The following is a 7,763-nucleotide window of genomic DNA, read 5'->3' as shown; positions in this document are numbered from 1 at the left end:
TCGCGGGACAGCTCCTCCAGGCCGGACACCCGACGATCACATCATCTGCACGCCGGTTGATCAAAGTGACGGACCGTCACGCATCCGACCGAACCCTTACACCGCGCGCACGACCTGAATACTTACGCCATAGGTCGGAGCTACCAAGGCGTTCCTGCGCTGCGGCCTCACGTCTGGGCGCATACCCATCCTCGTCTGCCCGCGGCCCAGAGCTGCAACGGGCTGACGTAGAGATGCAAGCCCAGCCCTCGTGAGAGGGTGTACTCCGATCCGCGCCGTTTGACGTTTTCTCGCCCGGACGCGCGCGGCACGGGACACTAAGTCATCTACCGGGCTCAGTCATCCCGGTACACCCCCTATGGAGATACCTAGTGCACCTGAGCAAGATCACCTCCCGAGGATTCCGCGCTAGCGCTCATGGCGAACTTGAGTGCGTCATCCCCGGTCGGTTCTCAGTCCTTATCGGTGCAAACAACGTTGGAAAGTCGACCGTCTGCGACGCAATGTACCTTGCGCACCGCATGAGGTTCCCACGACTGCCGTTGCCATCTTCTGCGACCCTCGGGCCTGGCGATCGCAGCATCGATGTGGAGTACTCCTACGCCGAAGACCCTGGCAACGAAGGTCCGTTGGGACGGCTCCTGCAGTGGCAGGCTGGAACCGCCAGCACTGGGCGGGCCGCGATCTGGACATATGCTCTGAGCCGTGATCTCGGAAAGGTCTCCGCTCAGCTGACCGTAGGAGCTGATCTACTCAACAGCGTCCGGCTGATCTACCTGCCAGCCTGGCGTAACCCCATCGACGAACTCGCCCGTCGCGAGGCGCGAATCCTCGTCGAGCTGCTTCGGGCGCAGCAACAGCGGCTGACCGGAACACGAAACCTTCAGTCGCTGAGATCAAGCGCTGCTGCTCTTCTTGATGCTCTCTCCCAACACGAGATTGTCCAGAGCATCGAGCGGCGGGTTGGCGAACACCTACGTTCTCTGACCGCCGGGGTTAGCCAGCAGTGGCCCTTTGTCCGAGGGCAAGCGATTAACGACGAGTACCTCGCTCGTGTTCTTGAGCTGATGCTTGCGGTTGTCGCCGACCGTGCTCAAGCCCGACATCTGGAGGTCAGCGGCCTCGGCTATGTGAATTTGTTGCATATAGCCGTCACCCTCGCCGCCATCCCTGACCCCGCCGCGCGCCGAGCCGCCGATGCGATCGCCGAAGCCGAAGCTGGGCATGCCGAGGAGGCCCCTGCCGCTGTCGCCGATTCGGACGACGAAGAGTCTTCCGGTCAAGAGGAAAAGGCTCGTGCCGCCGCAGGCCGACTTGCCCAGGCCCGGGCGGAACGAGACTCCGAAGAGGACTCGTTCTTCCCGTCAACGCCGTTCCATGCCACAGTCGTGATCGAGGAACCAGAGGCGCACCTGCATCCGCAGCTACAACACGGGCTGGCGAGATACCTACGCGCGGTCGTCCGGCAACGTCCCGAGCTGCAGGTGATCCTCTCCAGCCACGCCACTGACATCATTACCTCCTGCCTGCCGGAAGAACTCGTCGTGTTGCGCCGCACCTCCGATGGGCGACACGTCAGCCGGCCTGTGGGCCGCCTACCAGTTTCCGACCGCGACAAAGTTCTCGGATTCGCGCGCCTGCACATGGACGCCACCCGGTCCGCTGCACTGTTCGCGGAACGGGTCGCCTTCGTCGAGGGCGTCACGGAAGCGGCGGTGCTTCGGCTGTTCGGGCGGGCCTGGGCTGGCGTCGACCCAAATAAGATCGCCTTTGTCGACGCGTTGACGATCACCGTCATGGGCTGGAAAGTCGGCGAGTGGCCAGCCAAACTCCTAGCCACCCCCGGGTTCGAACTCGCGGCTCGAGTGGCGATCCTTGCCGACAGCGACAAACCTGTCACAGAAACCCCGACACAGCCGGCATGGACGAATCAGTACAATCCAGACACGCTCGGCTACTTCATCAGCCATCCCACACTTGAGCCATCACTCACTCCCGGCAACGAGAGTCTGATCACCACAGCGCTTGAGGCCACCAATCTCGACGTCCCGCAAGTCGTTGACGTAGATAGCATCACCGCCCTGTTCGCCAGCGCCAGCAAGACACGCGGCACTTCGGAAGGCGCTGGCAAGCCTCTCAAGGCCCAGTTCTCCCTCAACCTTGCGCAACTACTTGAGGATCACGTCGAGGCAGACCCCACCAGCGTGGTGGTGCCATCCCACATCGCCAGCCTCTACGACTTCCTCTACGACCCGGATGTGGATCCGGCTGCGCCAGCCGCAGATGCCGTCCCGTTCCAGAGTTGATGCCGTCGCCACACCTAGCCGGGCGAGAGGTGCGGGAATAGGAGGAGACCCCCGTTGACATCCAGTCCACAGCAGCGTAATGGCCTCACAGAGGAGCAACTGCTGGCTGCCGCCGCTAGCGAGCCTGCCGTGTACATCGAGGCCGCTCCCGGATCTGGCAAGACAACCGTCGCTGCCGAACGGTACGGGTTCCTGCACTACAACAACCTCACTGACCCACGTGCCACAGTCGCCTTGAGCTTCACACGAGCAGCTACCCGCGAGCTGAGGGACCGCGTCGCACGCACGTGGGGTCTCGGCGCTCTGCGGTCGCCCAATCGCGTCGCCACCATCGACACGCTGCTATCGGAGCTGCTCAGCTTCCTGCTTGATGGCAATCATCTACGTTGGCCGGGAGGCCATACCGATCTGCGGGTGCTTGACGGTTGGGACGCGACGTACAAACACACCTTTTCTCAATACGAGCCAACCCTCACCGTCGCCGGACGTGAGATTACTGTCTCCCAACGCTTCAACGATAAGGCCAGCAGTAATATCGCGTACGCCTCTTTCAAAAAGGCCATCAACGCAGGCACCTGCACCCATGAAGATGTGCGCTCCGTAATCGATGCAGCCTTCAACGACAGCCAATTGTCGGGGCTTCTGGGACGCCGTATCCAGACCACGATCCGGAATCTAATTGTTGACGAAATCTTCGATGCAAACCGGCTGGATCTGAGGCTGATAGGCCGAGCGATCAGCAGTGGCGTCAACGTCACTGTGATCGGAGATCCTTGGCAGGCACTGTATCTCTTCCGCGGAGCTGGCCCTCATCTTGTCCCTACACTCATAAAGCACTTTGGCCTGCACATCTACCAGCTGACGCGCTCATTCCGGTTCGTCAGTGAACAATGCGTAGATCTTGCACGTGACCTACGGGGAGGCAAATCCGTAGAGTTGCCCATCCATAGAGGCGGGCAACTCGACGTGGTTCTTGCGAGGAAATGGGACACTCTCTGGGAAGTCGGCGGAGACGTTCTACCGCTGTCATTTGGCAGTCCCCGCACCGTCGAAAAGGCTGCCGCACAGCTCCTCTTGGACATCGTGGCCACCTCCGCGCTTGGTAGGCGAGCCGTTTTCACTGACGAGGCGTTAGTGATGCTCGGCATCACTGATCCCTCCGCACGGGCTCGTCTCGACCCACAGCTGTTCGACGTCCTTACTACGCTGCGCTCGACGACAGGTTCTGCGGTCAATGACGCGTGGGACCAGCTTGTGGAGGTTGTGCGGACGGAGTCACCACGACAGTTCCGCGACCGGCATCCGACCTATACCCGCCCGCTGGTCCATCTGCGCAGCTACCTGCAGCGTGACGTCTCTCAACCGGTGCCGGCGGTCACAGTTCATCAGGCAAAAGGCCGAGAATGGCCACGCGTCGGCGTGCGGCTGACATCGGGCGAGAAAGCCGCACTGGATGCCGGGCTTAACGAAGGCAACGATGATCACCGCATCATCTACGTGGCGCTCACCCGCGGCAAGTCGATGACGGTTGCCATCTAGGCCTAGATACGCGCGCGCTGAGTGGGCCGTCTTTAACATGGAGTCGTGGCCACCATAGGCGACCGCATTCGCAGCGTGCGCAAGCGCCGGGGTCTGACTCAGCAGGGCCTCGCCGACCTTGCCGGTGTGTCCTCTTCGCTCGTGCGGAAGCTGGAGCAGGACGCGCGGAGAGACGTGCGACTGGAGACGCTACGGAAGATCGCAGTAGCTCTGAAGGTACCGACGACCTCACTCATCACCACCATGCACGACGCCGAGCCAGCGGACGAGAAGACGCTCGATCTATGGGCACCAGTACGACGGGCGCTGTACGGCCATGCTGGTCCGCCCTCAGAGGCGCCGACCCGAGAAGGACTGGACTCAGCCCTAGAAGCGTCGATGCCGCTATGGAAACAGGATCGCTATTCGCAGATCGCGACCATGCTGCCGATGCTACTCCGAGACGCCGAAGCGCTGGTAGAGACGGACCTGTCGGCGCGCCACATACGGGGCAGGCTGCTACACCTCGTCGGTTGGCTGATGACCCAGACACGACAGTTCGACGAAGCCGAGTTCGCGCTGTCGCGGGCCATGGACGACATGAACGATCCCCTCGATGCGGCGGCGACGGTCAGCACCCATTGCTGGCTTCTCCTACGTCAGGGACGGCTCGACGAAGCCCGCCAGATGGCAATGCGCTGGGCCGACGACGTGGAGCCGCGCATTTCCCGTGCCACGCCACATCAGTTGTCCGCCTGGGGATGGCTGCTGCTTCGCTCCTCAGCAGCCGCCATCCGCGACAACCGACCCGGCGAGGCCGACGACACAATCCGCCTTGCGCGAACCGCGGCCGTAGCGATGGGACGCGACCTGACGCCGAACGAGGACTTTCTACGCACCTTTGGCCCGATCACCGTGGCGATGAAGCGCGTGGAGAACGCCATGATCGAGGATCGGCCGGACAAGGTCCTCCAGCTCTCGCAGACGATCCCAGTCACGGACCTGCGGCCAACCTCCAACAACCGGAACCGCCATCTCCTCGACGTGGCCGAGGCGCACCGCCGGATGCAGCGGCACAGCGAAGCCTTCGACGTCCTGCAAGGCATCCGGCGTGATGCCCCGGAGTGGATGGCCAACCAGCGATACGCCCGAGACATCCTCAGGGGAATTATCGGCAGGCGGCGTACGCTCACTAACGAAATGCGCGAACTCGCAGACTTTGTACTGCTTGATTACTAAGTTGTGACACCGCTCGTGTCACTTCCATTTGCAGGCATCAGGATGTGACACGAAATCGCACTTCCAAGCTGTTATTCCTGCCCATAGCGTTACAGCATGCATCCGGCCATGACGGGATTCCGTCCCATTGACACAAGAAGGAAAACGCTCACAACGCCATCACGAGCCGCTGAACGATTGTGTGATGAATTGGCGGCCCTTGGGATCCGGACTGATGTCCACGAGGGATATGGGCTCGCCTTAGTCTCGGTGTGGGTCGAGCTGGTCGTATGGACGGATGGCCGGTGCTATCGCTGGTGGTCGGGGCGTAAATCTCCTCGGACTCAGCGATGGGTCTATGCGTTCGGTCCAGTCGAGGACCCGGTCACCACCGCTCGCCGAATCGCCGTCCGATACAGGGATCTCCGCCAGCACCATCCGCTGTCCACCCTTCTAACAGGCGCTTCATCATGAGCATCTCCAACGAGTGCCTGAGTCCGCACGTGGCCATGCGTCGACGAGAGCACATGGAGTTGATTTGGCACGCCCCGTTCTGCGGTGTTAGCCACGTCCGCGTCCTGGCCTGGACCTGCGAATGCCGGGCGACCATATACGAGTTGTGCCAAGCCGGCGGCCAAGCCTTCATCCGTAGCACTCTCCAGTGCGAGCCCGAACATGAGATTAAGGAGACCTACCGCTGGCCGCTCCGCGAAGCGCGTGACGTCTGGGCTGCCCTACTCTCCGGCGAGGCGCGGTAGGCACAGTTTCGGACGTTCGTAGGTGTGCGGGGAAGCGAACCCGGGAAGAGCGAGAGCCTCGTTCGCGAAGAGTGAAGCCGCTCGCGCGGTAGGTCCAGGCTGGTGAGGTATGACCGCGTGAGCCGCTGTTGCTGTACAGCAGCAACGTCCGATGGCCCGCCCTCGTAACCAAGCGCCAAGTGGACCCGGACCGCAGGGCCGCCAGGCCCGAGGACCGGAAGCCGCGCGGCAGCTATTCGAGCACTCGCTTTAGGAGAGCGGCGGTCACAAGGCACGCGGATATGTCACGAGCTGCGAGAACGCCCAACAACCCATATCGCGCCTTGAACGACATCATCCCGCGCATGTCCCGCACCGTGAGGCACAGGCACGGTCGCCACGTTACTCGGTGCAAGCGGTACCCGAGCCCAGGGCCGCTGGGTCCGAGCACCGGAGTTCGCGCGGCTGCCGATCGCCCCACTCCATGAGGCAGTGATCAACGGGCCGGATTCAACGCCCGGATAAGGTCTTCGTGGAGACGTTCCTTCAAGGAGACGGGGTCGTCGGTCTGCTCATGCGCGATGCGGATCGTTCGGACCCCACAGCGGCTCCAATGCCGATCGCGGTCCTCGTCGTCGGCCTTGCGAGTACGACCGTAATGGTGCGGGCCATCGACTTCGACGACGACCGCGCGGCCGTTGCCGAGAACCGTGAAATCGGGGCTGCGTACACCCGTGTCACGAAGCTTGGCGGAAGCAAGCGGCAGGATAGCGATCGAGTCCCGGGACGGACTGTCCCGTTGAATCTCACAGAGCACCTGGTAAACAACAAGTTCGGCCCGGCTGCCAAAAACCATGCCGTCCAGTGTTGGGTATCCCTTACCAACTGCTCTCTCGCGTCGCGCCTGATTGGTTGCAGCAGGCGTGGCGGCTACTTGCCGCCAGTTCTGTGGCACCGGGGGAAGCGGCAGAAGGGCGGCCTCGACCACCAGGGAAAAGACATCGGCGCGCTCAAGCCGCTTAAGCACGGTGCCCAGGTGCTGCCAGATCAGATCAATTACTGCCGGGGTGAACTCAGGGACGAGAGCGGCGTCCACGGTGAGGACAGCCTCGTAGCTAGCGTCCGTCCAGTTGTCCCCGGGCATCGGGTGGAAGAAGCCACCGTCACGGCGCAAGGTGAGAGTCCCGTCGCAAAGGAGGTCACGGGCCAGTCCCTGGCCGTCCGCATCGAGAAGATGATGCGCCTGACCAAGAACGAGATCGAGTTTGCTGGCGTCATCATCCCGGAGCGGCAAAGGGATTACTGGGCTTGCAGGCTTGTCTGTCGCGACTGGAGCGTAGGCCGGCCGACCCGACAAGAACTCATGAGCCCGCAACACCCAGCCGTCTGGAGTGAGAAGTCGGTTCAGTTCGTCGACCTGCCGGGCGGCCCGGTCCACATCGGGCTGCACCTCGGGATGAACTATCCGCGCTAGAAATGCCAGGAGGACCTCATCAGGACCGTCGAGAAGTTGGAAGCGGGGGTCTTCGAAGATCCAATCATCCCCCCAGTCAAGGTTGTTCATTCGGTGCTGGCTGATGTCACGGCGAGCTGTCGCGTATCGAGAGTCGCTTGATGGCAACGCGTCCAAGTCGTAGAGACGATCCAGGAAGGCGATCTCATCGAGCCGCCCCCACCATGCGCCGTCCATACCACGTAGGTAGTCAAAGACGTCGCGTCGAGTCACCCCCGTAATCTTCGCCTGATGGTCATGGGTGGACGCGGTGGAGGGCTGTGCCATGTAGCCATTATGGACTGGCATTAGCCTGCTTGCCGAACTTCCAGTCTGGCCCTCCTGCTGGTCGCCAAGTGAGTCCTGGGTGAACCACTCCGACTTTCGTGGAGGCCCTGAAGCCAGCATCATCTGCTGGCGGAAGGGAGAATCACGTCACGATGCCAGCCCCGAGGAAGTACCCCCAAGAGCTTCGCGAGCGCGCGGTGCGCA

General features: G+C 62.2%; 4 protein-coding genes. 3 read left to right on the top strand and 1 reads right to left on the bottom strand.

Going from position 1 to position 7,763, the window contains the following annotated elements:
• Positions 1-587 precede the first annotated feature (587 nt).
• Genes HHX33_RS34260 through HHX33_RS34250 form a run of 3 tightly spaced genes read left to right on the top strand, consistent with a single transcriptional unit; the run spans position 588 to position 5,063 of the window.
• Positions 588-2,306, top strand: a complete 1,719-nt coding sequence (locus tag HHX33_RS34260; protein WP_182878195.1) for an ATP-dependent nuclease — start codon at positions 588-590, stop codon at positions 2,304-2,306.
• 54 nt (positions 2,307-2,360) lie between these two features.
• Positions 2,361-3,845 (top strand): UvrD-helicase domain-containing protein, encoded by a 1,485-nt coding sequence (locus HHX33_RS34255; protein WP_259403157.1) that lies wholly within the window; start codon positions 2,361-2,363, stop codon positions 3,843-3,845.
• Positions 3,846-3,890: 45 nt separating this feature from the next.
• Complete coding sequence (locus HHX33_RS34250) at positions 3,891-5,063, top strand: helix-turn-helix domain-containing protein (protein WP_182878193.1); 1,173 nt, start codon at positions 3,891-3,893, stop codon at positions 5,061-5,063.
• A gap of 1,212 nt (positions 5,064-6,275) precedes the next feature.
• Here the strand turns inward: HHX33_RS34250 and HHX33_RS34245 are convergent.
• Positions 6,276-7,559, bottom strand: coding sequence for a hypothetical protein (locus HHX33_RS34245; protein WP_182878192.1), 1,284 nt, complete (start codon positions 7,557-7,559; stop codon positions 6,276-6,278).
• Between the last annotated feature and the right edge of the window lie 204 nt (positions 7,560-7,763).

This window comes from Microbispora sp. H10670 (assembly GCF_014161385.1).
GTDB lineage: Bacteria > Actinomycetota > Actinomycetes > Streptosporangiales > Streptosporangiaceae > Microbispora > Microbispora triticiradicis.
The sequence above is the reverse complement of the archived record's forward strand: the minus strand, read 5'-3'. Positions and strand labels throughout refer to the sequence as shown.

Bases quoted from the DNA above. Each gene is read 5' to 3' on its own strand.
- HHX33_RS34245 (WP_182878192.1), bottom strand. From the start codon at position 7,559: ATGGCACAGCCCTCCACCGCGTCCACCCATGACCATCAGGCGAAGATT.